The 26,024-nt window shown below is 73.5% G+C and carries 20 protein-coding genes; 8 read left to right on the top strand and 12 right to left on the bottom strand.

Annotated elements, in window-relative coordinates; all coding sequences use genetic code 11:
- Positions 1 to 10 precede the first annotated feature (10 nt).
- Positions 11 to 949 carry an SDR family oxidoreductase gene (locus ACIQD7_RS13180; protein WP_402441622.1) on the top strand — a complete coding sequence of 313 codons (939 nt, stop codon included), beginning with the start codon at positions 11 to 13 and terminating at the stop codon, positions 947 to 949.
- On the opposite strand, the gene ACIQD7_RS13175 is transcribed toward ACIQD7_RS13180, so the two are convergent.
- From ACIQD7_RS13175 to ACIQD7_RS13150, 6 genes are all read right to left on the bottom strand, one after another.
- Entirely contained in the window at positions 940 to 1,929 is a 990-nt protein-coding gene (locus tag ACIQD7_RS13175) for a helix-turn-helix transcriptional regulator (RefSeq protein ID WP_402441621.1), read from the bottom strand. The genes ACIQD7_RS13180 and ACIQD7_RS13175 overlap by 10 nt on opposite strands.
- A gap of 45 nt (positions 1,930 to 1,974) precedes the next feature.
- A complete protein-coding gene (aceE, locus tag ACIQD7_RS13170; protein ID WP_402441620.1) occupies positions 1,975 to 4,689 on the bottom strand; it encodes a pyruvate dehydrogenase (acetyl-transferring), homodimeric type in 2,715 nt (904 codons plus the stop codon).
- 303 nt (positions 4,690 to 4,992) lie between these two features.
- Positions 4,993 to 5,616: a GntR family transcriptional regulator gene (locus ACIQD7_RS13165; protein WP_121833460.1), complete on the bottom strand. Its 624-nt coding sequence runs from the start codon at positions 5,614 to 5,616 to the stop codon at positions 4,993 to 4,995.
- 130 nt (positions 5,617 to 5,746) lie between these two features.
- Positions 5,747 to 7,564 carry a 2-oxoglutarate dehydrogenase, E2 component, dihydrolipoamide succinyltransferase gene (sucB, locus tag ACIQD7_RS13160; RefSeq protein ID WP_402441619.1) on the bottom strand — a complete coding sequence of 606 codons (1,818 nt, stop codon included), beginning with the start codon at positions 7,562 to 7,564 and terminating at the stop codon, positions 5,747 to 5,749.
- Between the two features lie 62 nt (positions 7,565 to 7,626).
- A complete protein-coding gene (gene lpdA, locus ACIQD7_RS13155) occupies positions 7,627 to 9,015 on the bottom strand; it encodes a dihydrolipoyl dehydrogenase (RefSeq protein WP_402441618.1) in 1,389 nt (462 codons plus the stop codon).
- 267 nt (positions 9,016 to 9,282) lie between these two features.
- Positions 9,283 to 10,791, bottom strand: coding sequence for a leucyl aminopeptidase (locus tag ACIQD7_RS13150; RefSeq protein ID WP_402441617.1), 1,509 nt, complete (start codon positions 10,789 to 10,791; stop codon positions 9,283 to 9,285).
- 316 nt (positions 10,792 to 11,107) lie between these two features.
- Between ACIQD7_RS13150 and ACIQD7_RS13145 the strand changes: the two genes are divergently transcribed.
- The 5 genes from ACIQD7_RS13145 to ACIQD7_RS13125 are packed head-to-tail and all read left to right on the top strand — an operon-like array spanning position 11,108 to position 17,677.
- A complete protein-coding gene (locus ACIQD7_RS13145; protein WP_402441616.1) occupies positions 11,108 to 13,225 on the top strand; it encodes a hypothetical protein in 2,118 nt (705 codons plus the stop codon).
- A 27-nt stretch (positions 13,226 to 13,252) separates the two neighbouring features.
- Positions 13,253 to 14,818 carry a GT4 family glycosyltransferase PelF gene (pelF, locus tag ACIQD7_RS13140; protein ID WP_402441615.1) on the top strand — a complete coding sequence of 522 codons (1,566 nt, stop codon included), beginning with the start codon at positions 13,253 to 13,255 and terminating at the stop codon, positions 14,816 to 14,818.
- Entirely contained in the window at positions 14,815 to 16,260 is a 1,446-nt protein-coding gene (locus ACIQD7_RS13135; protein ID WP_402441614.1) for a hypothetical protein, read from the top strand. Before pelF ends, ACIQD7_RS13135 begins: the two co-directional genes overlap by 4 nt.
- Positions 16,261 to 16,268: 8 nt before the next feature.
- Entirely contained in the window at positions 16,269 to 16,889 is a 621-nt protein-coding gene (locus ACIQD7_RS13130) for a spherulation-specific family 4 protein (RefSeq protein ID WP_402441612.1), read from the top strand.
- A complete protein-coding gene (locus tag ACIQD7_RS13125) occupies positions 16,886 to 17,677 on the top strand; it encodes an endo alpha-1,4 polygalactosaminidase (protein WP_402441611.1) in 792 nt (263 codons plus the stop codon). The genes ACIQD7_RS13130 and ACIQD7_RS13125 overlap by 4 nt, the downstream gene beginning before the upstream one ends.
- A 6-nt stretch (positions 17,678 to 17,683) precedes the next feature.
- Here ACIQD7_RS13125 and ACIQD7_RS13120 read toward each other — a convergent pair whose 3' ends face one another.
- Positions 17,684 to 18,490: an adenosylcobinamide-GDP ribazoletransferase gene (locus ACIQD7_RS13120; protein ID WP_402441610.1), complete on the bottom strand. Its 807-nt coding sequence runs from the start codon at positions 18,488 to 18,490 to the stop codon at positions 17,684 to 17,686.
- Between the two features lie 25 nt (positions 18,491 to 18,515).
- Here ACIQD7_RS13120 and ACIQD7_RS13115 point away from each other — a divergent pair, with 25 nt between their 5' ends.
- Positions 18,516 to 19,280, top strand: a complete 765-nt coding sequence (locus ACIQD7_RS13115; RefSeq protein WP_402441609.1) for a hypothetical protein — start codon at positions 18,516 to 18,518, stop codon at positions 19,278 to 19,280.
- Here ACIQD7_RS13115 and ACIQD7_RS13110 read toward each other — a convergent pair.
- From ACIQD7_RS13110 to ACIQD7_RS13095, 4 genes are all read right to left on the bottom strand, one after another.
- The gene (locus ACIQD7_RS13110; RefSeq protein ID WP_402442336.1) at positions 19,220 to 19,885 is read right to left on the bottom strand and encodes a hypothetical protein; all 666 of its coding nucleotides are present in this window, start codon (positions 19,883 to 19,885) and stop codon (positions 19,220 to 19,222) included. The genes ACIQD7_RS13115 and ACIQD7_RS13110 overlap by 61 nt on opposite strands.
- A 101-nt stretch (positions 19,886 to 19,986) precedes the next feature.
- A complete protein-coding gene (locus ACIQD7_RS13105) occupies positions 19,987 to 21,750 on the bottom strand; it encodes a phosphatidylglycerol lysyltransferase domain-containing protein (RefSeq protein ID WP_402441608.1) in 1,764 nt (587 codons plus the stop codon).
- A gap of 109 nt (positions 21,751 to 21,859) precedes the next feature.
- Positions 21,860 to 22,948 (bottom strand): nicotinate-nucleotide--dimethylbenzimidazole phosphoribosyltransferase, encoded by a 1,089-nt coding sequence (gene cobT, locus ACIQD7_RS13100; RefSeq protein WP_402441607.1) that lies wholly within the window; start codon positions 22,946 to 22,948, stop codon positions 21,860 to 21,862.
- A 46-nt stretch (positions 22,949 to 22,994) separates the two neighbouring features.
- Complete coding sequence (locus ACIQD7_RS13095; protein WP_402441606.1) at positions 22,995 to 24,197, bottom strand: bifunctional adenosylcobinamide kinase/adenosylcobinamide-phosphate guanylyltransferase; 1,203 nt, start codon at positions 24,195 to 24,197, stop codon at positions 22,995 to 22,997.
- Positions 24,198 to 24,288: 91 nt separating this feature from the next.
- On the opposite strand from ACIQD7_RS13095, the gene ACIQD7_RS13090 reads away from it, so the two are divergent.
- Positions 24,289 to 24,495, top strand: a complete 207-nt coding sequence (locus ACIQD7_RS13090; protein WP_030205728.1) for a hypothetical protein — start codon at positions 24,289 to 24,291, stop codon at positions 24,493 to 24,495.
- A gap of 416 nt (positions 24,496 to 24,911) precedes the next feature.
- Here the strand turns inward: ACIQD7_RS13090 and ACIQD7_RS13085 are convergent, their stop codons facing one another.
- A complete protein-coding gene (locus ACIQD7_RS13085) occupies positions 24,912 to 25,985 on the bottom strand; it encodes a S1C family serine protease (protein WP_121828446.1) in 1,074 nt (357 codons plus the stop codon).
- Between the last annotated feature and the right edge of the window lie 39 nt (positions 25,986 to 26,024).

Below are 26,024 nucleotides of genomic sequence, written 5' to 3'. Positions count from 1 at the left end.
GGTGACGTCCATGACCACCGAGACACCTGACAGCAAGCCCCTGCGCGGACGGATCTGCCTGGTCGCCGGGGCCACCCGGGGCGCCGGACGGGCCATCGCCGTCCAGCTCGGCGCCGCCGGAGCCACCGTCTACGCCACCGGGCGCACCACCCGCGAGAAGGTCAGCGAGGTCGGCCGGACCACCGAGACCATCGAGGAGACCGCCGAACTGGTGACGGCCGCCGGAGGCGAGGGCATCGCCGTCCCCACCGACCACCTGGAACCCGAGCAGGTCCGCGTCCTGGTCGACCGGATCGACCGCGAGCGCGGCCGCCTCGACGTCCTCGTCAACGACATCTGGGGCGGCGAGCACCTGGTCGTCGCCGGATTCGGCGGGAAGATCTGGGAGGTGGACCTCGCCGACGGCCTGCGGATGCTGGAGCTGGGCGTGAAGAGCCACCTGATCACCAGCGCCGCCGCCACCCCGCTGCTCACCCGGCACCCCGGCGGCCTCCTCGTCGAGGTCACCGACGGCACCCAGGAGTACAACGCCACCCGCTACCGCGAGAACGTCTACTACGACCTCGCCAAGAACGCCCCGATCCGGATGGCCTTCGGCCTCGCGCGCGAACTGGAGCCGGCCGGCTGCACGGCCGTCGCGCTCACCCCCGGCTGGCTCCGCTCGGAGCAGATGCTGGACCACTTCGGGGTGACCGAGGAGAACTGGCGCGACGCCGCCGAGAAGCTCCCCGACTTCGCCGTCGCCGAGTCCCCGGTCTACGTCGGCCGCGCGGTCGCCGCCCTCGCCGCCGACCCCGACCGGGCCCGCTGGAACGGCCGCTCGCTCTCCAGCGGACAGCTCGCGAAGGAGTACGGCTTCACGGACGCGGACGGCTCGCGGCCGGACGCGTGGGGCTTCATCGTCGCCAAGGAGACGGACGAGGACGTGTCGGTGGACGACTACCGGTAGGAACCCGGGGGGTCCTGTCCGTACAGCCCTCCCAGGCCCCGCGCCGCCTCCGCGAACCGCTCCCGGAGCGCGGCCGGGGCCGTCACCTCCGCCTCCGGGCCCAGGCCCAGGAGCTGGGCGAAGGCCACCTCCTCGTTCTCCACCCGCAGGGTCACCCGCAGCCGCCCGTCGGCCTCCGCCGTGCCCGCCGCGAGCGCCTCCCCGGCCGCCGCCCGGTCCGTCACGTAAGGGAGCCGCCGCGCCCCCTCCTCCGTGAGGAGCAGCACGGCTTCGGCCCGGAGCAGGGAACGGGTGAACTCCAGGGAGCGGGCGGACCAGAACGCGGGCAGGTCGAAGTCCGGGTCCCGCTCGAAGCGTTCCCCGCCCACCGCCACCGCCGTGAACCGGTCCACCCGGTACGTGCGGAACGAACCGCCCGTCCACGCGCACGCGTACCAGACGCCCGCCTTCAGGACGAGCCCGTACGGCCGCAGCTCCCGCTCGACCTCGGTGCCGTCCCCGCGCCGGTAGCGGACCCGGGCGCACCGGTCGTCCCAGACGGCCTCCGCGAGCGCGGGCAGCAGCTCCGGGGTCACCGGCTCCTGGTACCAGCCGGGCGCGTCCAGGTGGAAGCGCTGGGCGGCCGTACGGGGCGCGTCCCGCAGCGACGGGAGCAGCGCCGCCGACACCTTCAGACGGGCCGCCGAGGCCGCGTCCTCCAGCCCCATGTCCCGCAGCGCGCCCGGGAGGCCGGACAGGAACAGCGCCTCCGCCTCGCCCCGGGCGAGGCCGGTCAGCCGGGTGCGGTAGCCGTCGACGAGCCGGTAGCCGCCGGCCCTGCCCCGGTCCGCGTACACCGGCACCCCCGCCTCCGAGAGCGCGAGCGCGTCCCGGGCGACCGTCCGCTCCGACACCTCCAGCTCGGCGGCGAGTTCGGCCGCCGTCATCGACGGGCGGGACTGGAGCAGCAGGACCAACTTGATGAGGCGGGCGGCACGCATGACTCCATCATGCGTGCCGCCCGCCCCGTCCGGACCGGAGGACCCTTACAGGCCGTAGCGCTCGCGCGCCTCCTTCACGGCCGACGCCTGCACCTCGCCGCGCCGCGCGAGCTGCGCGAGCGCCGCGACGACGATCGACTGCGCGTCGACGCCGAAGTGGCGGCGGGCCGCGTCGCGGGTGTCCGAGAGGCCGAAGCCGTCGGCACCGAGCGAGGACCAGTCCTGCTCGACCCACTGCGCGATCTGGTCCGGGACCTGGCGCATGTAGTCGGAGACCGCGAGCACCGGGCCCTCGGCGCCCGCCAGGGCCTCGCGGACGTACGGCACCCGCTCCTCGCCGCGCAGCAGCGCCGCGTCCGCCTCCAGGGCGTCGCGCCGCAGCTCCGTCCAGGAGGTCGCGGACCACACGTCGGCGGCCACGCCCCACTCGGCGGCGAGCAGCTTCTGCGCCTCCAGGGCCCAGTGGATGGCCGTGCCGGAGGAGAGGAGCTGGATCCGCGACGGGTTCGCGGGCAGGTCGACCCCGGCGGACTCGGCCGTGTTGAAGCGGTACAGGCCCTTGACGATGCCCTCGTCGATCCCGGCCGGCTTGGCGGGCTGCGGCATCGGCTCGTTGTAGACCGTGAGGTAGTAGAAGACGTCCTGGTCCTCGCCCTCGGCGGCCTCGCCGTACATCCGGCGCAGACCCTCCTTGACGATGGCCGCGACCTCGTAGGCGAACGCCGGGTCGTACGTCAGGGCCGCCGGGTTGGTGGCCGCGATCACCGGCGAGTGGCCGTCGGCGTGCTGGAGGCCCTCGCCGGTCAGGGTGGTGCGGCCGGCGGTGGCGCCGACGAGGAAGCCGCGGCCGAGCTGGTCGCCGAGCTGCCACATCTGGTCGGCGGTCCGCTGCCAGCCGAACATCGAGTAGAAGATGTAGAACGGGATCATCGCCTCGCCGTGCGTGGAGTACGCGGTGGAAGCGGCGATGAAGTCGGCCATCGAACCGGCCTCGGTGATCCCCTCGTTGAGGATCTGGCCGTTCTTGGCCTCCTTGTAGTACATCAGCTGGTCGCGGTCGACCGGCTCGTACGTCTGGCCCTTCGGCGAGTAGATGCCGAGGGACGGGAAGAGGCTCTCCATGCCGAAGGTGCGGGCCTCGTCCGGGACGATCGGGACCCAGCGCCTGCCGGTCTCCTTGTCGCGGATCAGGTCCTTCACCAGGCGGACGAAGGCCATGGTCGTGGCCATCGACTGCTTGCCGGAGCCCTTGTCGAAGACGCTGAACGCCTTGTCGGCCGGGGCCGGCAGCGGGGCGAGCGGGTGGACGCGGCGGGCCGGGGCCGGGCCGCCGAGCGCCGCGCGGCGCTCCTGGAGGTAGCGGACCTCGGGGGAGTCGGCGCCGGGGTGGCCGTAGGGCACCTGGCCGTCGGCGAACCGCGCGTCCGAGATCGGGAGTCCGAGGAGGTCGCGCATGTTCTTGAACTCGTCGGTGGAGAGCTTCTTCATCTGGTGGTTCGCGTTCTTCGACGCGAAGCCCTCACCGAGGGTGAAGCCCTTGACGGTCTGCGCCAGGATGACCGTCGGCGCGCCCTTGAACTCCAGGGCGGCCTTGTACGCGGCGTACACCTTGCGCGGCTCGTGGCCGCCGCGGGAGAGGTGGAAGCACTCCAGGATCTTGTCGTCGCTCAGCAGCTTCGCCATCTCGACGAGCGCCGGCTCCTTGCCGAAGAAGTCCTGGCGGATGTAGGCGGCGTCGCGGGTCTGGTACGTCTGGACCTGCGCGTCCGGTACCTCGCGGAGGCGGCGGACCAGGGCGCCGGTGGTGTCGAGCGCGAACAGCTCGTCCCAGGCGTTGCCCCACAGCGACTTCACGACGTTCCAGCCGGCGCCGCGGAACTGGGCCTCCAGCTCCTGCACGATCTTGAAGTTGGCGCGGACCGGGCCGTCGAGGCGCTGCAGGTTGCAGTTGATGACGAAGGTCAGGTTGTCCAGACCCTCGCGGGCCGCGAGCGCGAGGGCCGCGGTCGACTCGGGCTCGTCCATCTCGCCGTCGCCGAGGAACGCCCACACGTGGGAGGCGGAGACGTCCTTGATGGCGCGGTTGGTCAGGTAGCGGTTGAACCGCGCCTGGTAGATCGCGGAGAGCGGGCCCAGACCCATGGAGACGGTCGGGAACTCCCACAGCCAGGGGAGGCGGCGCGGGTGCGGGTAGGAGGGCAGGCCGTTGCCGCCCGACTCCTGCCGGAAGTTGTCGAGGTGCGCCTCGTTCAGGCGTCCGTCGAGGAAGGCGCGGGCGTAGATGCCGGGGGAGGCGTGGCCCTGGATGTAGAGCTGGTCGCCGGAGCCGGGGGCGTCCTGCGACTCCTTGCCCTTGAAGAAGTGGTTGAAGCCCGTCTCGTAGAGCCAGGCCGCGGAGGCGAAGGTGGCGATGTGGCCGCCGACGCCGTACTTGGAGCCGCGGGAGACCATCGCGGCCGCGTTCCAGCGGTTCCACGCGGTGATCTTCCGCTCCATCTCCTCGTCGCCGCCGAACTCGGTGACCGAGGGCTCGGCGGAGGTGGGGATGGTGTTGACGTAGTCCGTCTCCAGGAGCTTGGGGAGGGCGAGGCCCGCGCCCTCGGCGTGCTGGAGCGTGCGGCGCATCAGGTAGGCGGCCCGGTGCGGGCCGGCGGCCTTGGTGACGGCGTCCAGGGAGGCCGCCCACTCGGCGGTCTCCTCGGTGTCACGGTCCGGGAGCTGGTCGAGCTCGCTCGGAATCTTGCCTACGGGATCGGTCATGATCGCCGCCTTCCGGACAGGTGGGGGTGGAGATGGGGCCCTTGTCTGGCAGGACAGGGCGAAGGGCCGGGTGTGGCCCGCCGAAGACTGTAAACCGGCGATCGATGATCGATCAAAGGGTTGAAGGCGAAAACCTCTTCAGATCGAGAAAGTCGGCACAGGGTGCCGCGAAAAGGGGCACCCGGTGCCTTGTTTTCGCAGGTGGGAGCGGTTTTCTGAGGGGGTCCGCGCACGGATGAGCGGGCGTCCGGACATGAGGAAGCGGGCCCGCCGGAGAGCGGACCCGCTGGTGTCTTTGTACGGTCAGGCGCGCGGCGCGCAGCCCAGGACGTGCGCCTTCACCAGCGCGCCGATGTTCGGGTCGCCCCGCCGGAAGGCCTCCACCAGCTCCTGGTGCTCCTCCGCGTACGACTTCTGGACCGTGCCCAGCCAGCGGATCGAGAGGGCCGTGAAGACCTCGATGCCGAGCGTCTCCCAGGTGTGCAGCAGCACGGCGTTCCCCGCGGCCTTCACCAGCTCCCGGTGGAAGGCCACCGTGTGCCGCACCTGCGCCGTCCCGTCCGCGGCCGCGTCCGCCTCGTACAGGGCCGCCACGTGCGGCTCCAGGGCCGAGCAGTCCGCCGAGAGGCGTCCGGCCGCCAGCTCGGCCGCGATCTGCTCCAGACCGGCCCGTACGGGGTAGCTCTCCTCCAGGTCGGCCGCGGTCAGGTTGCGGACCCGGACGCCCTTGTTGGGCGCCGACTCGATCAGCCGCAGCGACTCCAGCTCGCGCAGCGCCTCGCGGACCGGGGTCTGGCTGACCTCCAGCTCGGTCGCGATCCGGCGCTCCACGATCCGCTCGCCCGGCTTCCAGCGGCCGCTGACGATCCCCTCCACGATGTGCTCGCGGATCTGTTCGCGCAGCGAGTGGACGACGGGGACGGTCATGAAGGGCTCCTCGGGGAGTGTTGACCCTTAGACAATACGGCGGCGCCCCCGTCCGGAAACACTTCCGGACGGGGGCGCCGCAGGTGAGGCTCGTTACGTTGCGGCCGGGCCGGAGCCCGCCCGCACACGACTACAGGCCGAGGTCGACCTCGAACTCGCCGGCCTCCAGGATCGCCTTGACGGCCGTCAGGTAGCGGGCGGCGTCGGCGCCGTCCACCAGACGGTGGTCGTAGGACAGCGCGACGTACGTCATGTCGCGGATCGCGATCGTCTCGCCCAGGTCCGGGTGGTCGATGACGACCGGACGACGCACGGTGGCGCCGATGCCCAGGATGGCGACCTGGTTCGGGGGCACGATGATCGTGTCGAACAGCGCGCCGCGCGAACCGGTGTTGGAGATGGTGAAGGTCGCGCCGGCCAGGTCGTCCGGCGTGATCTTGCTGGCGCGCACGGCGCCGGCCAGCTCCGCGGTCTTCTTCGAGATGCCGGCGATGTTGAGGTCGCCCGCACCCTTGATGACCGGGGTCATCAGACCCTTCTCGGAGTCCACCGCGATACCGATGTTCTCGGTGTCGAAGTAGGTGATCGTGCCCTCGTCCTCGTTGATCCGGGCGTTGATGACCGGGTGGGCCTTCAGCGCCTGGGCCGCCGCCTTCACGAAGAACGGCATCGGGGAGAGCTTGACGCCCTCACGGGCGGCGAAGGCGTCCTTGGCGCGGGCGCGCAGCTTCATCAGCTTGGTGATGTCGACCTCGACGACCGAGGTCAGCTGGGCCTGGCCGTGCAGCGCCTTCATCATGTTGTCGCCGATGACCTTGCGCATCCGGGTCATCTTGACGGTCTGGCCGCGCAGCGGAGAGGTCTCCAGAGCCGGAGCCTTCGGAGCGGACGCGGCCGGGGCGGTGGCGGCCGGAGCCGGAGCGGCCTTCTTGGCCTCGGCGGCCGCGAGGACGTCCTGCTTGCGGATGCGGCCGCCGACGCCGGAGCCCTTGACGGAGCCCAGGTCGACACCGTTCTCGGTGGCGAGCTTGCGGACCAGCGGGGTCACGTACGCGCCGTCCTCCGACGGCGCGGCGGGAGCCGGGGCGGACGGGACGGGGGTGACCACGGCCGGGGCGATGGACGGGGCGGCCTGGGCCGGAGCGGCCGGAGCCTGCGCGGCCGGAGCCGGAGCCGGGGCGGCGGGAGCGGCCGGGGCGGCCGGCGCGGGAGCCGGGGCCGGGGCGGCCGGAGCCGCGGGGGCCTCCTCCTGCTTCGGGGCCGGAGCGGCCTCGGGGGCCGGGGCCTCCTGTGCCGGGGCGGCGGCCGGAGCCGAGCCCTCGGCACCGATGACGGCCAGCTTGGCGCCGACCTCGGCGGTCTCGTCCTCGTTGACGACGATCTCCAGGAGGACACCGGAGGCCGGGGCCGGGATCTCGGTGTCGACCTTGTCCGTGGAGACCTCGAGCAGCGGCTCGTCGGCCTCGACGGTCTCGCCGACCGACTTCAGCCAGCGGGTCACGGTGCCCTCGGTGACGGACTCGCCCAGGGCGGGCAGCACGACGTCGGTGCCCTCGGCGGAACCGCCACCGGAGGCGGCCTCGGCCGTCGGGGCCGGGGCGGGCTGCTCGGTCTCGGTGGACGGCTCGGCCTGCGGGGCCTCCGGCGCGGGGGCCTCCTGCGCCGGGGCGGACTCGGCGGCCGGGGCCTTGGCCTCGGCGGAGTCGCCGGAGCCGTCGTCGATGATGGCCAGCTCGGCGCCGACCTCGACCGTCTCGTCCTCGGCGACCTTGATGGAGGCCAGGATGCCCGAGGCGGGGGCGGGGATCTCGGTGTCGACCTTGTCGGTCGAGACCTCGAGCAGCGGCTCGTCGGCCTCGACGCGCTCGCCCTCGGCCTTGAGCCAGCGGGTGACGGTGCCCTCGGTGACGCTCTCGCCGAGCGCCGGCAGGGTTACGGAAACCGACATGGTTTCAGTTGCTCCTAACGAATTGCGGAAAGTGGTCGTCGCGCCCTGTGATGACGTCAGCGTCAGTCGTGGGAGTGCAGAGGCTTGCCGGCCAGGGCCAGGTGGGCCTCGCCGAGCGCCTCGTTCTGCGTCGGGTGGGCGTGGATGAGCTGCGCGACCTCGGCCGGCAGCGCCTCCCAGTTGTAGATCAGCTGCGCTTCGCCGACCTGCTCGCCCATGCGGTCACCGACCATGTGGACGCCGACCACGGCACCGTCCTTGACCTGGACGAGCTTGATCTCGCCCGCGGTCTTCAGGATCTTGCTCTTGCCGTTGCCCGCGAGGTTGTACTTCAGGGCGACGACCTTGTCCGCGCCGTAGATCTCCTTGGCCTTCGCCTCGGTGATGCCGACGGAGGCGACCTCGGGGTGGCAGTACGTCACCCGGGGCACGCCGTCGTAGTCGATCGGGACGGTCTTCAGACCGGCCAGGCGCTCGGCGACCAGGATGCCCTCGGCGAAGCCGACGTGCGCGAGCTGCAGGGTGGGGACGAGGTCGCCCACGGCCGAGATCGTCTCCACGTTGGTGCGCATGTACTCGTCGACCAGGACGTAGCCGCGGTCCATCGCGACGCCCTGCTCCTCGTAACCGAGACCGGCGGAGACCGGGCCGCGGCCGATGGCGACCAGGAGGACCTCGGCCTCGAAGGTCTTGCCGTCGGCCAGCGTGACCTTGACGCCGTTGTCGGTGTACTCGGCGGACTGGAAGAAGGTGCCGAGGTTGAACTTGATGCCGCGCTTGCGGAACGCGCGCTCAAGAAGCTTCGAGCTGTTCTCGTCCTCGACCGGCACCAGGTGCTTCATGCCCTCGATGACGGTGACCTCGGTGCCGAAGGACTTCCACGCCGAGGCGAACTCGACGCCGATGACGCCGCCGCCCAGGATGATCGCGGACTCCGGGACCCGGTCCAGGGTCAGCGCGTGGTCCGAGGTGATGATCCGGTTGCCGTCGATCTCCAGACCGGGCAGCGACTTCGGCACGGAACCCGTGGCGAGCAGGACGTGACGGCCCTCGACGCGACGGCCGTCCACGTCGACGGAGGTCGGGGAGGAGAGGTGCCCCGTACCCTCGATGTAGGTCACCTTGCGGGAGGCGACGAGACCCTGCAGACCCTTGTAGAGGCCCGCGATCACGTCGTCCTTGTACTTGTGCACGCCCTTGATGTCGATGCCCTCGAAGGAGGCCTTGACACCGAACTGCTCCGCCTCGCGTGCCTGGTCGGCGACCTCGCCGGCGTGGAGCAGGGCCTTCGTCGGGATGCAGCCGTTGTGCAGGCAGGTGCCGCCGAGCTTGTTCTTCTCGATCAGTGCGACGTCCAGGCCCAGCTGCGCTCCGCGCAGCGCCGCGGCGTAACCGCCGCTACCGCCGCCGAGGATCACTAGGTCGAAAACGGTGCTGGCGTCGTTCGCCACGTCACGTCCTCCATGCATGTGCGCTCGTCGCCGGTCGTCCATGACCGGGCGGCGGCTGGTGTTCGGCCGCTTATTTTCCGGCCCTGTGATGGGGGCCCTGTCCTGCCGAGAACCCATCTTCGCACTTGTTGACGGATGGCGGGACGCGGGGCCGTTCTCCGAGACGGCGGATCGTCCGTACGGAAGGCCCCGGACGGGGGAACGCGACGGGTACGGCCCCGGGCGCGGAGCCCGGGGCCGTACCCGTCGCACGGGGTCAGACGGTGCTCAGAGCTCGCCCTCGGCGGCCCGCTCGGCCAGCCGCACCAGGGTGCGGACCGAGGAGCCGGTGCCGCCCTTGGGGGTGTAGCCGTACGGGGCGCCCTCGTGGAAGGCCGGGCCCGCGATGTCCAGGTGGGCCCAGGTGATGCCCTCGCCCACGAACTCCTGGAGGAAGAGGCCGGCGACCAGGCCGCCGCCCATCCGCTCGCCCATGTTGGCGATGTCGGCGGTGGGGGAGTCCATGCCCTTGCGCAGGTCCGCCGGGAGCGGCATCGGCCAGGACGCCTCGCCGACCTCCTCCGCGATCTCGTGGATCGTGGAGCGGAACTCGTCGTCGTTGGCCATGATCCCGAAGGTGCGGCTGCCCAGCGCCATCATCATCGCGCCGGTCAGGGTCGCCACGTCGACGATCGCGTCCGGGTTCTCCTCGGAGGCGCGGGTCAGCGCGTCGGCCAGGACCAGCCGGCCCTCGGCGTCGGTGTTCAGGACCTCGACGGTCTTGCCGCTGTACATGCGCAGGACGTCACCCGGGCGGGTGGCGGAGCCGGACGGCATGTTCTCGGCGAGCGCCAGCCAGCCGGTGACGTTGGCCTCCAGGCCGAGGCGGGCCGCGGTGACGACGGTGGAGAACACGGCGGCGGCGCCGCTCATGTCGCACTTCATCGTCTCGTTGTGACCGGCCGGCTTCAGGGAGATGCCGCCCGAGTCGTAGGTGATGCCCTTGCCGACCAGGGCGAGGGTCCTCTCCGCCTTCGGGTGGGTGTAGGCGACGCGGACCAGGCGCGGCGGGTTCTCCGAGCCGGCGCCGACGCCGAGGATGCCGCCGTAGCCGCCCTTGGCCAGCGCCTTCTCGTCGAGGACCTGGACCTTCAGGCCGTGCTCTTTGCCGGCGGTCTGCACCGCGGCGGCGAAGGCGGCCGGGGTCAGGTCGTTCGGCGGGGTGTTGATCAGGTCGCGGGCGCGGTTGATCTCCTCCGCGACGGCCTGGGCGCGCTCGGCGGCGGCCTTGTGGGCCTTGTCGCGCGGCTTGGCGCCGAGCAGGGCGACCTCGGCCAGCGGCTTCTTCGCGTCCTTGCCGGCCTCCTGGTACGCGGTGAAGGCGTACGCGCCGAGCAGGGCGCCCTCCGCGACGGCGGAGACGGCCGCGGCCTCGGCGACCGGCAGGGCGAAGGCGGCCTTCTTCGTTCCGAAGAGGGCGCGGGCGGCGGTGCCGGCGGCGCGGCGCAGGGTCTCCGTGCCGAACGCCTCGCCGTCCTCGGGGGCGCCGCCCAGGCCGACGGCCAGGACGACGGGGGCCTTGAGACCGGCGGGGGCGGGCAGCTTGGTCGCCTCACCCTCGGCACCCGAGGCGCCCAGGGTCTCCAGGACGGCGGCGAGCCGGCCGTCGAAGGCCTTGTCGACGGCCTCGGCGCCGGGAGCGACGATCAGCTCCTTCCCGGACTTGGCGACGCCGACGACGAGGACGTCGGCGCGCAGCGTCGCCGCGCCGGCAGTGCTGAGAGTGAGAGCAGTCACGGTGGTGAATTCTCGCTTCCATTGAGTTCTGTGGCGGTCGAGGGATGGGCCGACCGTGCCCGCCGCATCGTATTTCGGCCCGGAGAGCGCCGGGAACGAGCCTACGCTCGCTCGCCCGGTTCGCTCACGGCGGCGTTGATTCACTCATCCGTGGTGTCTCTTTCATGTTTACCGGCCAGGGCCGAGGGGCTCCCTTCACACTCGCCTCAATCACGCAAGGGCGACGCCCTCGCCTTCGCACCATCTGCAACATCTCCACAGGTCCGCCCGGTCCCGTCCCGGCCCGGCGCGGTCCTGCAGAGGGGGGAAACCACCGATGGACTCCGGCCGAATCCGTATGCCCGGAAACGCGTCCCGCACCGCCCCGGGCGACCGCGCCCCGTCCCGCACCGCCCGTCCCGGATCCCGCACGGGCCGGATCGCGGCCCTCGCCGCCGCCGCGCTGATCGCCACCGTCGTGCCGTCCGCGCAGGCCGCCACCGCCCCGGCGCCCCGCGTCGACCTCGTCGTCCTCGTCGTCGACGACGGCGGCAGCGCGGTCGGGGCGATCACCGCCGAGCTGAAGGGCTCCGGCGTCCCGTACCGCAGGATCGACCTCAACGACCCGAACCGCCCGGTCCTGAACCAGGCCTTCCTCAGCGACACGGTCGACGGACGGCCGCGCGCCAGGTACCAGGGCGTCGTCCTGCCCCACGAGACCGCCTTCGGCCCCGACTCCGCCGAGCAGACCGCGCTCCGGGCGTACGAGCGGACCTTCGGGATCCCGCAGGTCGACGCCTACACCTGGTCCCACCCGGGCGTCGGCCTCGACTACACGAACGAGGGCGGCATGTCCGGCGTCCTCGACGGGGTCACCACCTCCGTCACCCCCGCCGGGCAGGCGGGCCCCTTCCGCTACCTGGCCGGATCGCTCACCTTCGAGGACAACGACCCCGCGATCGCCGAGAGCTACGGCTACGCGGGCCGCCCCCGCGCCGGCTACACCAGCTACCTCGACCTCCCCGTCGAAGGCGGCGGCCGGGCCAGCCTCGTCGGCGAGTACGCCGCCGACGGGCGCCGCGAGCTCGTCGTCACCTTCGCCTACAACCAGTATCAGCGGCAGTTCCGTGCGCTCGCCCGCGGCATCGTCGAATGGCTCACCCAGGGCGTCCACCTCGGCCAGAGCCGCAACTACCTCTCCGTCCACGTCGACGACGTCTTCGCCCCCGACGCCCGCTGGGACCCCGCGCTCGACTGCACCCCCGGGGACTTCGACTGCGCCGGCGACGACGGCGAGGGCGCGAACCCGATCCGCATGACCGCCGCGGACGCCCAGTACGCCGCCGCCTGGCAGAAGGCCTCCGGCTTCACCCTCGACATGGTCTACAACGGCGGCCAGGGCGAGCAGTGGAAGGCCGAGCACGGCGGCTCCGACCCGCTCACCGACCGGCTCGTCGCCGACCGCGCCCAGTACCGGTGGATCAACCACACCTACACCCACCCCTTCCTCGGCTGCGTCCAGGACAACACCGTCGTGCCCTGGCGGTGCGCCACGGACGCCCGGGGCAACACCCTCTGGGTCACCCGCGCCGAGCTGTCCGCGCAGATCCGCGACAACCACGACTGGGCCGTCCGCAAGGGCATCGCCGTCGACCGCTCCGAGCTCGTCACCGGCGAGCACTCCGGCCTGAGGACCCTGCCCCAGCAGCCCGTCGACAACCCGAACCTCGCCGGCGCCCTCGCCGACAACGGCGTGAAGTGGACCGGCAGCGACAACTCCCGCGAGCCGCAGCAGCGCGCCCTCACCACCGCCTCCGGCGCCGCGAAGACCGTGCCCCGCCACCCCATGAACGTGTACTACAACGTGGGCACCGCCGCCGAGATGGCCGACGAGTACAACTGGGTCTACACCTCCCGCGCCGACGGCGGCAGCGGCATCTGCGAGTCCAACCCGGCCTCCACCTGCCTGCCCGCCCCGCTGCCCCTCGCCACCGGCTACGCCGACCACATCGTCCCGCAGGAGGCGCGCACCGCGCTCTCCCACGTCCTCGGCAACGACCCGCGCCCGCACTACGTGCACCAGTCCAACCTCGCCGAGGAACGGCTCCTCTACCCCGTCCTCGACCGCGTACTGGCCGACTACCGGGGCCTGTTCGCGCCCTCCGCGCCCCTGGTCAACCCGGCCCAGCGGGACGTCGGCACCGAGCTGACCCGCCGCACCGCCTGGGACCAGGCCCTCGCCGCCGGAAAGGTCACCGCCTACCGGATCGGCACCACCGTCACCGTCAAGGCCCCCTCCGGCGTCACCGCGCCCGTGACCGCCCCCGAGGGCACCCGCAAGAAGCTGCTCCTCGGCACCACCGCCTTCGGCACGGCCTACGCCGGCACCCGCTCCGCCTGGACCTCGCCCGAACTGCTCCAGAGCGCCGTCACCCTCACGATCCCGACCACCTGACCCAGCACGTTCCGGGGGGAACCGAACATGCCGAGCAGTGGCCGTCACGTCACCATGCTCACCGAAGGCACCTATCCGCACGTCCACGGCGGGGTCAGCACCTGGTGCGACCAACTCGTCCGGGGAATGCCCGAGGTGGACTTCGAGATCCTCGCCCTCACCGGCAGCGGACGGGAGCCCGTCACCTGGGACCTGCCGCCCAACGTCGTCCGGCACACCGCGTTCCCCCTCTGGGGCCCCGCGCGGGGCCCGGCCGCGCCCGTCCGCGCGCGCCGGGCCCCGCGCGGGCGGGACCACCGCCGCTTCCTCGACACGTACGAGCGGCTGCTGCTCTCCCTCCTCGACCCGGGGACCGGCTACGACTTCGGCACGAGCCTCTACGAACTGGCCGCGCTCGCCCGGCGGGGACGGCTCACCGCCGCCCTCCGCTCCGAGGCCGCCCTGCGCTCCCTGATGTGGACGTGGGCCATGCCGCACCTGCCGACGCGCGCGGCCCGGCCCACCGTCCACGACGCGCTCACCGCCACCGACCTGCTCGAACACGCCCTGCGCCCGCTCGCCGCCCGGATATCCACCGGCGGAGTGGCGCACGCCGTCTCCAGCGGACTCGCCACCCTGCCGGCCCTCGCCGCGCAGCACTTCGAAGGGGTCCCCTTCCTGCTGACCGAACACGGCATCTACCTCCGCGAGCGGTACCTCGGCTACCGCACCGAGACGCAGCCCTGGCCCGTCAAGGCCCTGATGCTCGCCTTCTACCGCGAGCTCAACACCCTCGGCTACCGCAAGGCCGACCTCATCACCCCCTGCAACCAGTACAACCGGCGCTGGGAGGAGCGCGGCGGCGCCCCCGCCGACCGCATCCGCACCGTCTACAACGGCGTCGACCCGGCCCTCTTCCCCGAGGCCGGCCCCGAGCCCGCGACCCCCACCCTCAGCTGGTGCGGACGCGTCGACCCCATCAAGGACCTGGAGACCCTGATCCGGGCGTACGCGATCTGCCGCGCCGAACTCCCCGCGCTGCGGCTGCGGTTGTTCGGCCCGGTGCCCGCCGGGAACGAGGACTACCGGACCCGCCTGGAGAAGCTCGCCGCCGAACTGGGCGTCACCGACGGCCTCGCCTTCGAGGGCCGCGTCTCCGACGTCCCCTCGGCCTACGCGGCCGGCAGCGTGGTCGTCCTCTCCTCCATCAGCGAGGGCTTCCCCTTCTCCCTCATCGAGGCCATGTCCTGCGGCCGCGCCACCGTCTCCACGGACGTCGGCGGGGTGCGGGAGGCCGTCGGCGACACCGGACTCGTCGTCCCGCCCCGCGAACCGGCCGTCATGGCCGCCGCGCTCTCGGCGCTCCTGCGTGACGGCGCCCGGCGCGCCGAACTGGGCCGCCTGGCCCGGCAGCGGGTCGTCGACCGCTTCACCCTGAACCGGTCGGTGGACGGCTTCCGCCGCATCTACCGCGAACTGGCGGGCGCGGACCCGTCCCCCCGCCCCGACCGCCCCGACCGCCCCGACCGTCCCGTCCCGAGGATCTGGACGGTCCGGGTCCCCGTCCCCCACCGCACCCCGGCGGACCTCGTGGCGGGAGGCACCCCGGCATGAGCGGCTCCCTCTGGCTGAAACCCCCGAAGGAGGGGGCCGCCCTCCCGGCGATTCCGAGACCGCGCCGCGAGGAGGCGCCGAAGACCCCGGACGCGAAGGAGGTCCCGGACACGGACCTCGCCCCCGACCCCCTCGACGAACTCGCCGGGCGGATCGACGGGTTCGTCGCCGCCGCCGTGCACCCCGACGAGGTGGCCGCGCTCCTGGAGTCCGACGGCATGACCGACGACCACATCCGGCTCACCTACGGCCGCGCCGACTCCTTCGCCCTCGCCGAGGACCTCTACGCGCGCGTGGAGCGGCGCCACCCCGCACCGCAGGCGCCGCCCGCCGGGCCCCGGTTCGACGGCCTCGCGCACTGCCTCCTGCGCGGGCTCGTCTTCGCGCTGCCCGGCCTCGCGTACGTCCTCGCCGCCCCGCTGCTCGCGGGGGAGCAGGGCCGGTACGGGCTCCCCGGCGGAACGGTTCCGCTGCTCGCCGGGGCCTTCACCGGCTGGGTCTGGAACCAGGCCCTGTCCCACCGCGCGTACACCTGGCTCGGCCTCGGCGACCGGCCCGCCGCCGCCCGCGCCCTGCTCACCGGGGCGCTCCCCGGCGCCCTCGCCGGGACGGGCGTCGCCCTCGCGGTCGCCGCGCCCGGCGAGACCCCGGCCGCCGTCTTCGCCGCCGGACAGGCGCTCTACCTCGCCGCCGCGACCGTCCTCCTGGTCCTCGGCCGCGAACGGGCCCTGCTCGGCGCCCTGGTGCCGCTCGCCGGGGCCCTCCCCGCCTTCCGCTGGGACCTGCCGGGGTCCCTGCGGATCGGCCTCCTCCTCGCCTCCCTCACCGCGGCCGTCGTCCTCGCCGCGCTGGTGCTCCGGCCGGGCCTCCGGCGGGCGGCGGCGGGACGCGGCGGGCCCCCGCGCGCGGCCTCCCTCCCGTACGGGCTCTTCGGGCTCGGCAGCGGGCTCCTCGTCCTGCACGCGGGCGTCGGCGCCACCCCGGTCGGCGGCGCGGGGGCCGTCGTCGCGCTCACCCTCTCCATGGGGCCCGCCGAATGGCTGCTGCACCGCTTCCGGGGCGAGAGCCTGACCCGGCTGCGGACCCTCACCACCGCCCGCGCGTTCCGGCGGGCCGTCACCGGCACCCTCGTCCTCTGCCTCGGCGGCTACCTCACCGTCCTCGTCTCCCTCGCCCTCGCCGTCACCCTGGCCTGGCCGGGGGCGCCCTGGCCGACGCTCCCGCGCCTGCTCGCCCTGCTCCTGGTCGGCACCGCGCTCTGGCTCGGGCTGCTCCTCCAGGCCTTCGGCGCGGTGCTCGGCGCCGCCACCGTCTGCCTGCTCGCGGCCGCCGCGCAGACCGCGCTGCCCGCGGCGGGCCCGGTGGCCGCCGGGGGAGCGGCGGCCGCGCTCGCCGTCCTCACCTGTGTTCTGCTGGTACGACCGACCGCCCATCGCGTCTAGGGGGTGTGATGACGACCTCGTCCCTCCTGGTGCCCTTCTACGAGCACCCGGCCGAACGACCCGACGCCTGGGCGGCGCTGGTCGACGCGGCGCCCTCCCTGTACGGCGTCGTCCTCAACCCGGCGAGCGGCGCGGGCCCGGCCCCCGACCCGGCGTTCGCCGGGGCGGCCGCCCGGCTGCGGACGGCCGGCGTCCGGGTCCTCGGCTACGTGGACACGGCCTACGGGCGCCGCCCGCAGGCCGAGGTCGTCGGCGAACTGCTGCGCCACCGCGACTGGTACGCCACCGACGGCGCCTTCCTGGACCAGGTGGCGACCGCGCCCGGCGCCCTCGCCCACTACCGCCGGATCGCGGTCGGCGCCCGGGCCGCCGGGGCCGCGACCCTGGTCTTCAACCACGGGGCCCACCCGGACCCCGGCTACGAGGCCCAGGCCGACCTGCTCGTCACCTTCGAGGGCCCCTGGGACACCTACCGCACCCTCGACCTGCCGGTCGCCGACCACTACTGCCACCTGGTCTACGCCGCCCCCGCCGGATTCCGCCCCGCCACCCCGGTGCACTGCGCCGTCCCCGGCACGGGCGCGCACCCCTGGGGCACCCTCCCGCACCTCCTGGAGCCCGCCCGATGAGACGCCTGGCGCCCCTGCTCGCGGGGCTGCTGCTCCTCGCCACCGCCTGCACGACGGCGGCCCCTCCCCCCGACGCCAAGCGGGCCGCCGAGCGCTGGCGCCCGGCGCCCGGCCTGGCCTGGCAGTGGCAGCTCAGCGGCCGGCTCGACCCGACGGTCGACGTCCCCGTGTACGACATCGACGGCTTCGACCACCCGGCGTCCGCCGTGCGGGACCTGCACGCCCGGGGCCGCAAGGTGATCTGCTACCTCTCCACCGGCGCCTGGGAGGACTTCCGCCCGGACGCCGACCGCTTCCCGAAGGCCGTGCTCGGCCGGGGCAACGGCTGGGAGGGCGAGCGCTGGCTCGACGTCCGCCGCACCGACGTCCTCGGCCCCCTGATGGCCGAACGCCTCGACATGTGCCGCGACAAGGGCTTCGACGCCGTCGAGCCCGACAACATGGACGGCTACAAGAACCGCACCGGCTTCCCCCTCACCGCCGCCGACCAGCTCCGCTACAACCGCCTGATCGCCCGCCTCGCCCACGAGCGCGGCCTCGCGGTCGGCCTCAAGAACGACCTCGACCAGATCCCGGAGCTCCTCCCGGACTTCGACTTCGCGGTCAACGAGCAGTGCGCCCAGTACGACGAGTGCGACCGGCTCACCCCGTTCGTGAAGGCCGGCAAGGCCGTCTTCCACGTGGAGTACGAGCTGACGACCGCGCGGTTCTGCCCGCAGTCCCGGCGGCTCGGCCTCGACTCCATGCTCAAGAAGTACGAGCTCGGGGTCTGGCGCAAGCCCTGCTGAGGCCGGTCAGCCCAGCGTCAGCGCCATCAGGGCCGCCGTCGCCGCCGCCTCCTCCACCGCCCCGAACACATCGCCCGTGACCCCGCCGAACCGGCGCACGCACCGGCGCAGCAGCAGCGCCGCCGCGCCCAGGGCGGCACCGGCCGCCAGGACGTTGCGGACCGCGTCGTACGGGGAGAGCAGCAGGCCCGCCCCGGCGGCCAGGACCAGGAAGGCGGCCGTCACCAGGGTCGCGGAGCGGACCGGGACCGTCGCGGCGACGATCGCGCCGAGCCCCTCGGGGCGGGCCGCCGGGACGCCGTGGCGGGAGGCGTGGGTGAGGGCGAGGCGGGCGACGGTGGCGGCCAGGACGGCGGCGACGGCCCCGTGCGCCCAGCCCTCCCCGTACAGCCGGTAGAGCGCGGCGACCTGGGCGAACAGGACGAGCACGACGGCGATCACGCCGAACGGGCCGATGTCCGACTGCTTCATGATGCGCAGCGCGTCCTCGGCCGGCTTGGCGCTGCCGAGGCCGTCGGCGGTGTCGGCGAGGCCGTCGAGGTGGAGGCCACGGGTGAGGACGGCGGGGACGGCGGCGGTGACGACGGCCGCGAGCAGCGGGCCCGAGCCGAGCAGCAGGAACGCCCCGCCGAGCGCGGCCGAGGCCAGACCGACGGTCAGCCCGGCGAGCGGGGCGCAGAGCATCCCGGCGCGCGCCGCGTCCCGGTCCCAGCGGGTGATGCGGGCGGGGAGCACCGTGAGGGTGCCGAAGGCGAAACGCAGGCCGTCCATCCGGGCAGGGTAATCGCCGGTTCCGGGCGGTAGATTGCGCATAACGCCCATTTCGGAAGGGGGTGGCATGGGTCACTGGTTCTCGCGGAACATCCTCGAACCGGGGAAGCTCCCGCTGCTCCTCGCCCTGACCTCATTTGTCGTGACGTTCCTGGTCACCCGGACCATCACCCGTCTCATCCGGGCGGGGAAGGGGCCCTTCGGAAACGTTTCCTCGGGAGGGCTCCACATCCATCATGTCGTGCCCGGCGTGGTCCTCTCCGTGGTCGGCGGCTTCGGCGCGGTGGGCAGCGGCCGGCACGGCGTCGGCGCGGCCGTCTTCGCCGTCGTCTTCGGGGTCGGCGCGGGGCTCGTCCTGGACGAGTTCGCGCTGATCCTCCACCTCGACGACGTGTACTGGAGCGAGGACGGCCGCAAGAGCGTCGAGGTGGTGGTGCTCACCGCGGCCCTGGTCATGCTCGCCCTGAGCGGCTTCTCCCCGCTCGGTGTGAACGACGTGTCCGAGGACGAGCGCCAGGACCGGGCCGCCTTCATCGCCACCATCGTGCTCAACTTCCTCTTCATCCTGGTCAGTCTGGTGAAGGGGAAGTTCCGGATGGCCGTGATGGGGGTCTTCGTCCCCTTCGTGGCGCTCGTCGGCGCCGTCCGGCTCGCCCGCCCCGGCTCCTGGTGGTCCAAGCGCTTCTACCGCCGCCGCCACCGGGCCAGGGCCCGCTCCCGGCTCCGCACGTACCGCCACGACCGGCGCTGGACCAAGGTGCGCCGCCGCTTTCAGGACCTGATCGGCGGCTTCCAGGAGCGCGTCTCGGGGCCCGGCTCGACCCCGCCCTGACGCCGCTCCCGCCAGGAGACGACCGCGATCAGGACGAGGGCGGCGGCGATGGCCGCCAGGTGCTCCTTGCCCGCCAGGTTCGGCTTGACGACCACCTCCACGACCATCGCGAGGACCACCAGGCCGCCGGTCCAGTAGGCGCGGTACCGCCAACAGACGTAGACGGCGAGGCCGACCACGGCCGCCGACGGGCCGGTGTCGACCACGAGGGCGTCGGACGCGGGCAGGCCGAACGGGCTGTGCGGGCCGATCGCGATGCCCACGCGCGCGTAGAGCGTGCCGGCCAGCGTCGCCAGATAGGCGACGGCGAGCGTCCGCCGGCGTCCGAGGCAGATCTCGGCGATCCCGAACACCAGCAGCACCTGTGCGAGGGCGCCCCAGACCGGCAGGTCGAGCGCGGGCACGAAGAGCGAGAGGGGGGTGCGGAGCAGCGCGAGCCAGAGCGGGTCCTCGGCCCGGACGAAACCGATGTCGTGGACCGGCCCGTAGCCCCAGTCCTGGTTCTGCACCACCTGGAACAGGGCCGTCAGGCAGACCGCCGCCAGCGTCATCGGTATCGCCCGCCACCGCCGCGTGACGAGCGCCGTCCGCACGGTGGTGAACAGCGGCCCCCACTCGCGGCGGGCGAACCCCCGGACGCCACCGCCCCGGGAGGTCCCTTCCCGGGTGGCCCCTTCCCGGGAGGATCCGCCCCGGGAGGTCCCGCTCAACGCCCGCCCTCCAGGTGTCTGCGGTGCAGCCACTTCGGCAGTCCCGGGGCCTCCAGGAAGCCCTCGGCCCGCCCGGCGGCCAGGCCGATGCGCAACAGGTCGGCGCTCTTCTCGAAGAGCATGAATCGGGGCTCCCAGATCGGTCGGTACTTGGCGTTGGCGCGGTACAGCGACTCGATCTGCCACCACCGGGAGAAGAAGCTGAGCAGCGAACGCCACATCCGCAGCACCGGCCCCGCCCCGAGCTTCGAGCCGCGTTCGAAGACGGAGCGGAACATCGCGAAGTTCAGCGAGACCTGAGTGATCCCGATCTCCTCGGCGCGCTGGAGCAGTTCGATGACCATGAACTCCATCAGACCGTTCTCGGACTCCCGGTCACGGCGCATCAGGTCGAGCGAGAGGCCCTTCGGCCCCCACGGCACGAACGAGAGCAGCGCCCGCAGCTCGCCCTCGGCGTCGGTGCACTCCAGCATCACGCAGCGGCCGTCCCCTGGGTCGCCGAGCCGGCCGAGCGCCATCGAGAAGCCGCGCTCGGTCGCCCCGTCCCGCCAGTCGTCCGCCTTGCGCACCAGCGCGGCCATCTCCTCGGCCGGGATGTCCTCGTGGCGCCGGATCCGGACCTCGTACCCGGCCCGCTTGACCCGGTTGAAGGCCTGCCGGACGGTCCGCATGGCCCGCCCGTCCAGCGTGAACTCGTCCGTCTCCACGATCGCCTCGTCGCCCAGCTCCAGGGCGTCCAGGCCGTGCCGGGCGTAGATCGTCCCGGCCTCCTCGCCCGCGCCCATCACCGCCGGGATCCAGCCGTGCTCGCGCGCCTCGGCCAGCCAGGGCTCGATGGCGCCCGGCCAGGCCTCGGGGTCCCCGATCGGATCGCCGGAGGCGAGCGACACCCCGCCCACCACCCGGTAGACGACGGCCGCCTTCTCGCTCGGCGACCACACCACGCTCTTCTCGCGGCGCAGCGCGAAGTAGCCCAGCGAGTCGCGGTCCCCGTGCTTGTCGAGCAGCGCCCGCAGCCGCTCCTCGTCCTTCTCGGTCAGCGGGTCGACGGCCCGGCGGGAGCGGAAGGCGGCGAAGAGCACCGCGACCAGCAGCAGCGTGGACAGGACGTTGATCGTGACGTCCACCCAGCCGGGGGTGTCGATCCCCGGGAACCGCGAGTCGTCCGAGGCCAGCGTGACCAGCCGCATCAGGCCGTACCGCCAGCGGTCCACGAAGGTGGAGTGCCCCGGGGAGTCGTTGGTGACGGTCACCAGGACGGCCGCGAGCAGCGAGGTGACGAGCAGCCCGCCGACCGCCACCACCGCGGCGAGCAGCGGATTGGAGCGGTCGCCCTTCGCGTAGAACTCCTTGCGGCCGAGCAGCAGCGCGAGGACGAAGGCGCCGGTCAGGACCAGCGAGACCCAGTTCTGGGCGTGCTGCCGGATCTCCGGGAAGAGCATCACCAGCGCGAAGAGCAGCAGGAAGAGCCCGCCGAGCACCAGGTTCAGGATCCACGCGGCCCGCTTGCGGCGGCGCATGGTGATCGCCAGGAAGAGGGTGAACAGCCCCGAGGCGAAACCGGCCGTGAGCAGGTACGGGGTGAAGTAGTCGTCCTCGTTGTGGCGGCGCAGGTCCTGTCCGAACGAGACCCAGACGGCGCTCAGGAAATTGATGAACGTGACGACGCGCAGGTACCAGACGGCGAACGCGGCGCTGCGCCGCGAACGGGCGGTGGTGCCCCGGGGCGCTCCTTCGGCGGACAAACGGACCTCTCCCATGAAAAGCGATCATATGGGGCACCGCTTGCCGTGCGGCGACGCCGGAGGCGGCCGCACGCGCGTCGCGTACGGCCGCCCCGGAGACGATGTGAGTCCGCCGTCCTCCCCGTCAGGCCCCGGGGGTTCCCGGGGTGTCGCCCCCGTCGTCCGGAGTGGTCGGATCCGGACGCTCGGGCAGCTCCGCGGCGAACGCCGCCGCGGCCTGGACCAGGGGGAGCGCGAGCAGTGCCCCGGTTCCCTCACCCACATGGACGCCGTGGTCGAGCAACGGGTTGAGCGCCATCCGGTCCAGCGCCTTCGACTGCGCCGGCTCGCCGCTCACCTGGCCCGCCAGCCACCAGTCCGGCGCCCGGAACGCCGCCCGCTGCGCCACGAGCGCGCAGGCCGCCCCCACCACGCCGTCCAGGATCACCGGCATCCGCCGCACCGACGCCTGGAGCAGGAAGCCGGTCATCGCCGCCAGGTCCGCGCCGCCGACCGCCGCGAGCAGCTCCAGCTGGTCGCCGAGGACCGGCCGGGCCCGCCGCAGCGCGTCCCGGACCGCCGCGCACTTGCGCATCCACGCCAGGTCGTCGATCCCCGCGCCGCCCCGGCCGGTCACCACCGAGGCGTCCGTCCCGCACAGGGCCGCGATCAGCGTGGACGCCGGGGTCGTGCCGCCGACGCTCAGGTCCCCGAGCACCACCAGATCGGTGCCCGAGTCCGCCTCCTCGTCCGCGAGCGCGACGCCCAGCCGGACCGCGGCCCCGGTCTCCTCCGACGTCAGCGCGTTCTCCACGTCGATCCGGCCGCTGCCGCGCCGGATCCGGTGCCGTACGACCTCGGCGGGCAGCAGCTCCGGGTCGCAGTCCAGACCGGCGTCCACGACCCGCACCGGCACGCGCATCGACCGGGCCAGGACGGCCACCGGGCTCGCCCCGTCCAGGACCGCCCGCACCAGCTCGTGCGCGGTGCCCGCCGGGCGCCCCGACACGTCCAGCGAGGCCACCCCGTGGTCGCCCGCGAACAGGACGACCTTCGGCTGCTCGATCGCCCGCACCTTGACCGAGGCCTGCGCGGCGGACAGCCACTCGCCCAGCTCGTCGAGGCGGCCGAGCGCCCCCGGCGGCACGACGAGCCGCTCCCGGCGTTCCTCGGCGTCACGCCGTATCCCCCCGTCGGGGCGCTCGATCAGATCGGAGAAGTCGTCCAGGTTCACGGTTCCGCCTTGAAACACATCAGCGAGGGCCATCGGTGCTCGCACCCTACCCGCGCAGGACGAGCGGCCGGCCCGCGACCACGAGCACCACCTGCTCGCACTCGTCCGCGAAGGACGCGTTCAGCCGGCCCAGCTCGTCCCGGAACCGCCGCCCCGCCGCCGTCGCGGGCACCACGCCCGAGCCGACCTCGTTCGTCACCGCCACCACCGTGCGGCGCGTCGCCCGCACCGCCGCCACCAGCTCCGCCGTCCGCTCCCGCAGCGCCTTCTCCCCGCCGTCCGCCCACGCCTCGTCGTCCCAGGCGCCCACCTCGTCCATGGCGTGCGTCAGCCACAGCGACAGGCAGTCGACGAGCAGCGCGGGCCCGTCCTCCGCCAGCAGCGGTACGAGGTCGCAGGTCTCGGCGGTACGCCACGAACCCGGCCGCCGCTCCCGGTGCAGCCCGACCCGCTGCGCCCACTCCGGGTCCCCCTCCCGGGTCCCGCCGGTCGCCACGTACAGCACCTCGGGGAAGGTCTCCAGGCGCCGCTCGGCCTCCACCGACTTCCCCGAGCGGGCCCCGCCGGTCACCAGGGTCCGCCGGGGCACGTCCGGCACCTCGTGGTACTCGCCCGTGTACAGCGTCGCCCCGTCCGGCACCGCCCGGGCCCCCGCCGCCGCCAGCCGCCGGTCCAGCTCGGCGCCCGTCGGCACGTCGTGGTCCAGGTGCGCCGCGATCACGTCCGTGGCCGGGCCGACGGCCCCGGACGCCCGCATCCGGGCCAGCCCGTCCGGACGGCCCGTCACGTCGGCCACCACCACGTCGTACGGCTCCCGGTGGTCGTCCCCGAGCCCCGCCGGGGCCCCGCCGGGCGGCAGGTACAGCAGCCGCTCGCCGTCCGCCGAGGTCACCTCGTAGCCCGTGCCGGGGGAGTCCATCGCGACCGCCCGCACCCGGTGCCCGCTGATGAGCGTCAACTCGCGTCCGTCCGGCACCCGCCCGGCCGTCGGGAGACCGGCCGGCAGCTCCACGGCCGGCCCGTCGTGCGGATGCGTGAGCAGCACCTGCCGCACGCCCACGAGCGAGTGCCCCGACCGGGCCGCCGCGAGGGCGGCCCCCGGGGTCAGGTCGAGCAGCAGGGCCCCGTCCACGAGCAGCGCGGTCGCGGCACGCGCGCGTGGCCCCCGGGAGAGCGCGCACACGGCGCAGGGGCAGTCGGGACGGGGGAGGCCGAGCGGGGCGCCGGTGCCGAGCAGAGTCAGTTCCACCCTCAGATCCTCCCGCGCCGCCGCGAGGCGTGCGCGCCCGGCTACGCTGCGGGCAGGAAACCGATCATCCGGTGAGCGCCAGGAGGCGGACATGGCATGGACGTGGCGGTTCGAGAAGTCCGACGGCACGGAGGTCGAGCCGGTGGTGACCCCCGAGGAGTTCACCACCCAGGGCGACGCGGAGAGCTGGATCGGCGAGCACTGGCGTGACCTCCTCGGCGGCGGCGCCGACCAGGTCACCCTCTCGGAGGACGGAACGAAGATCTACGGCCCGATGCCCCTGAACGCGGAGGGCTAGGGCGCCCGGCGACGGGGGGTGCGGGGCCCCTGCGGGCCCCGCGCCCTCCCGGTCCCCGGCCCCTTGAGCCCCGGGACCGACGGGCTCCGCGCCCTCCGGGGCGCCAGGGACGATGGGACCTGCGCGCTCTGGAGCGCCGGGGGCGAGACGAGGCTTGCGCCCCTTCGGGCTCCGGGTCCGAAGGGCCCGTGCCCCCTTGGGCCTCGGATCGACGGGTCCCGTGCCCTCTCGGACCCTGGGCCGACGGGCCCCGCACCCTTCTCGGCCTCCGGGGCCGCTGGCCCCGCGCCCCGCGTGCGAGGTGCCCCACGGGCTCCCGGCCGAGGGTTTCGCGGGGTGGCCCCATGGCTTCACGGCGGCCCGCACGAGTCGGTGGCGTGGACGGGAGTGTCGGTGCCGCCGGGGGAGGCCGGGCGTCACATCTCGCCCAGGGTGACCTCCGTCTTCGCCGTCTCCGTGCCCCGCACGTACGTCACCTGGACCTTCTCGCCCGGCTTCCGGGAGGCCAGGGCCTCCGACAGGGAGGTGATCGTGGTGATGTCCGTGTCGCCGAGGCGGGTGATCACGTCGCCCGGCTTCAGGCCCGCCCGGCCCGCCGCCCCGTTCGCCGGAGCCTCGACCACGGCGACGCCCGCCGGCTCGTAGTCGTCGTCCAGGACCGTGCGCCCGGTGATGTTCAGGGCCGCCCGGCCCGAGTCCGTGACCTTGCCGTCCTTGATGATCTGGTCCGCGACCGTCCGCACCATCGACGCGGGGATGGCGAAGCCGATGCCGGGCGCCGAGCCGCCGCCCATCTCCGGGTCGGACGCCGCCAGCGTCGGGATGCCGACGACCTCCCCGGCGAGGTTCACCAGGGCGCCCCCGCTGTTCCCCGGATTGATCGCGGCCGACGTCTGCACCATGTTCCCGATGGTCGCCCCCGTACCCCCGCCGGCCCGCCCCTCGCTGACCGTCCGGCCGGTGGCCGAGACGATCCCCTGGGTCACGCTCCCGGAGAGACCCAGCGGGGAGCCCATCGCGAGCACGATCTGCCCCATGTCGACGGCGGAGGAGTCCCCGAACTTCGCCGCCTTCAGCCCCTGCGGCACGTTCTCCAGCCGGATCACGGCGAGATCCTGCTCGGGATACGTGGAGACGAGCCGCGCCGTCACCGGCTGCCCGCCGGTGGCCGCCGTGACCTTGAAGCTCTTCTCCTGGCCGACCACGTGCGCGTTGGTCACGACGTGGCCCTTGTCGTCGTAGACGACCCCCGAGCCGAGGCTGTTCGCCGCGTCGATCTGCACGACCGACGGCAGGACGTCCTTGATGACGGCCCGGTAGTCGTCCTCCAGCGCGTTGGCGGAGCGCGGCGCCACCGCCCGGGTCGACCGCTCGGGACCGCCCGCCTCCCCGGCGGAGGAGCACCCCCCGACGAGCACGGCGGCGCAGGCCCCGGCGGCCAGGGGAAGGAGGATGCGGCGGGTACGGGCAGGGGCACGGGATACGTCCATGTCCGGAGTATCCGTTTCCTCCCCGTCCCGGGCCCGGCG

The sequence above is a fragment of the Streptomyces sp. NPDC093071 genome (genome assembly GCF_044754545.1).
GTDB lineage: Bacteria > Actinomycetota > Actinomycetes > Streptomycetales > Streptomycetaceae > Streptomyces.
Note: the sequence above shows the minus strand (reverse complement) of the source record. Positions and strands in the feature narration are given on the sequence as shown.

Excerpts from the sequence above, each read along its gene's own strand:
- aceE (WP_402441620.1), bottom strand. The coding sequence starts at position 4,689 with ATGACCGATCCCGTAGGCAAGATTCCGAGCGAGCTCGACCAGCTCCCG.
- ACIQD7_RS13175 (WP_402441621.1), bottom strand. The coding sequence starts at position 1,929 with ATGCGTGCCGCCCGCCTCATCAAGTTGGTCCTGCTGCTCCAGTCCCGC.
- ACIQD7_RS13130 (WP_402441612.1), top strand. The coding sequence starts at position 16,269 with ATGACGACCTCGTCCCTCCTGGTGCCCTTCTACGAGCACCCGGCCGAA.
- ACIQD7_RS13085 (WP_121828446.1), bottom strand. The coding sequence starts at position 25,985 with ATGGACGTATCCCGTGCCCCTGCCCGTACCCGCCGCATCCTCCTTCCC.
- ACIQD7_RS13105 (WP_402441608.1), bottom strand. The coding sequence starts at position 21,750 with ATGGGAGAGGTCCGTTTGTCCGCCGAAGGAGCGCCCCGGGGCACCACC.
- pelF (WP_402441615.1), top strand. The coding sequence starts at position 13,253 with ATGCCGAGCAGTGGCCGTCACGTCACCATGCTCACCGAAGGCACCTAT.
- ACIQD7_RS13180 (WP_402441622.1), top strand. The coding sequence starts at position 11 with ATGACCACCGAGACACCTGACAGCAAGCCCCTGCGCGGACGGATCTGC.
- ACIQD7_RS13125 (WP_402441611.1), top strand. The coding sequence starts at position 16,886 with ATGAGACGCCTGGCGCCCCTGCTCGCGGGGCTGCTGCTCCTCGCCACC.
- ACIQD7_RS13145 (WP_402441616.1), top strand. The coding sequence starts at position 11,108 with ATGGACTCCGGCCGAATCCGTATGCCCGGAAACGCGTCCCGCACCGCC.
- ACIQD7_RS13120 (WP_402441610.1), bottom strand. The coding sequence starts at position 18,490 with ATGCGCAATCTACCGCCCGGAACCGGCGATTACCCTGCCCGGATGGAC.
- ACIQD7_RS13165 (WP_121833460.1), bottom strand. The coding sequence starts at position 5,616 with ATGACCGTCCCCGTCGTCCACTCGCTGCGCGAACAGATCCGCGAGCAC.
- ACIQD7_RS13135 (WP_402441614.1), top strand. The coding sequence starts at position 14,815 with ATGAGCGGCTCCCTCTGGCTGAAACCCCCGAAGGAGGGGGCCGCCCTC.
- ACIQD7_RS13090 (WP_030205728.1), top strand. The coding sequence starts at position 24,289 with ATGGCATGGACGTGGCGGTTCGAGAAGTCCGACGGCACGGAGGTCGAG.
- ACIQD7_RS13115 (WP_402441609.1), top strand. The coding sequence starts at position 18,516 with ATGGGTCACTGGTTCTCGCGGAACATCCTCGAACCGGGGAAGCTCCCG.
- sucB (WP_402441619.1), bottom strand. The coding sequence starts at position 7,564 with ATGTCGGTTTCCGTAACCCTGCCGGCGCTCGGCGAGAGCGTCACCGAG.